Source organism: Acidisphaera rubrifaciens HS-AP3, assembly GCF_000964365.1.
GTDB classification, from domain to species: Bacteria; Pseudomonadota; Alphaproteobacteria; order Acetobacterales; family Acetobacteraceae; genus Acidisphaera; species Acidisphaera rubrifaciens.
The window spans coordinates 1-1,462 of sequence record NZ_BANB01000454.1 but is presented as its reverse complement, the minus strand read 5'-3'; the positions used below and the strand labels follow the sequence as shown (position 1 = coordinate 1,462).

3 protein-coding genes are annotated in these 1,462 nt (G+C 74.4%); all 3 read right to left on the bottom strand.

Translation table 11 applies throughout. The annotated features are described in order from the left end of the window. A partial coding sequence (locus tag B8460_RS12855) for a CHASE2 domain-containing protein (protein WP_048862002.1) occupies positions 1 to 365 on the bottom strand: 365 nt, incomplete at its 3' end. A gap of 28 nt (positions 366 to 393) precedes the next feature. Further along, a complete protein-coding gene (locus B8460_RS12850) occupies positions 394 to 1,098 on the bottom strand; it encodes a hypothetical protein (RefSeq protein ID WP_148360592.1) in 705 nt (234 codons plus the stop codon). Continuing rightward, the coding region (locus B8460_RS12845; RefSeq protein WP_048862000.1) for a cyclic nucleotide-binding domain-containing protein at positions 1,095 to 1,462 on the bottom strand (368 nt) is incomplete at its 5' end. The genes B8460_RS12850 and B8460_RS12845, both read right to left, overlap by 4 nt.

The following is a 1,462-nucleotide window of genomic DNA, read 5'->3' as shown; positions in this document are numbered from 1 at the left end:
TATCCGGCGAAGGCGGGCAGCAGGCGTTCGAGCGATGTCGGCAGGATGATGTCGAAGCCGACGACGCGCGGCGCCGCCGCATGGACGGCGTCGATGACGGTCGCGAAATACGGCGTCCACAGCTCGCGCGACAGGCCGCGGAACGGCGGCGTCGCATAGGTGTCCTCGTCGATCAGGACGACGGCGACGCGGCTGTCCCCGTCCGGATGACGTTGCCCGAAGGCATGGTCGCGCAGCCAGAACAGCGTATCGAGCGACAGCCCGGCGAGGCCGCCCCGCGGTCCCGGCACCAGCATCGCGCCGGCCGCGAAGGCCACCACCGCGACGGTCGCCAGCACCTTGCGGACGCGGTCCGGCCGGCGCACGGACGTCCCCTTCGCCGCGCTGCGCCGTCTAGAGCGGCACGAGGCGCAGCATCACCGGCAATGGGCCGGGGCGCGCGGCCGGGTCGATCCGGATCACCACGGCGCGCTGGCCCTGCGTGATGCGATAGGTGCCGCCGGGGGCGAGCGCGGTGCCGGCCCGCGCCAGATCTATCAGTGTGCGGCCAGTGCCGCCGCCCCCGCCGGCGGACGGACGCACCTCCTGTTCGGGTGCGTCGGCGTCAAGGCGGACGATATGCACGGGCGCGTCCAGCGGCGCCGCGATGACCGGCATCGTGCCGTGCACCGTCAGCGACGGCAGCGCCGGGCCGATCCCGCGCGAGACCGCGACCCCGCCGACATCGGCCTGCGCGGCGGAGATCTGTAGCTCGTCGCCGTCGCAATCCATGCGCCGGCGCACCACGCGCCCATGCGTCACCGCGCTCTGATCAGGGCCGATGCGCACCGTGCTGCCGTCCGCGCCGGCGGTGATCGTCTCGCGCACGCAGGCCCCGAGATAGTCGAGCACCAGCGTGGCGCCGGCCGGCAGCGCGAGCGCGCGCCCGGCCGGCAGGTAGTCGAGCGCCGCGAGGCCGGCGATCGGCGCCGACAGGCTTTCCACCATCGCGGTCACTTGCGGCGTCGTCTCCGCGCGGACGGGCGCGCCCGAAGCGGCGGCCGTGGCGCCGATGAGCGCGAGGGCGATCATGCGGGGCGACCATGTCGACTGTGTCATGCGTCAATCTCCAGCTTGCGGGCGACGGCGCGCCGGTGCGCCTCCGCCTCGACCGCGGCGGCGAGGTCGGCGTGGCGGGCGGCGAGCCGTCGGAAATCTGCCACATCCAGCACGAGAAGGGTGGTCGGGCGCGTGGCGACGATGGTGGCGTTGCGCACCCCGGCGCCGAGCAGCGCCATCTCGCCGAAAAACGCCCCTTCGGCCATGCGCACGGGGGTGGGGTGCAGGCGTACCTCCACCTCGCCGGCGACGATGAAATACATGCTCTCGCCGGCGCGGCCGCGGCGCACGATCACCGCGCCCTCCGCCACGTCGAGGCGGCGCAGCGCCCCGGCGATCTCGGCGACGCCGGCGGCGGACAGGG

Coding starts and splice junctions, on each gene's coding strand:
- B8460_RS12850 (WP_148360592.1), bottom strand. CDS start 1,098: ATGACACAGTCGACATGGTCGCCCCGCATGATCGCCCTCGCGCTCATC.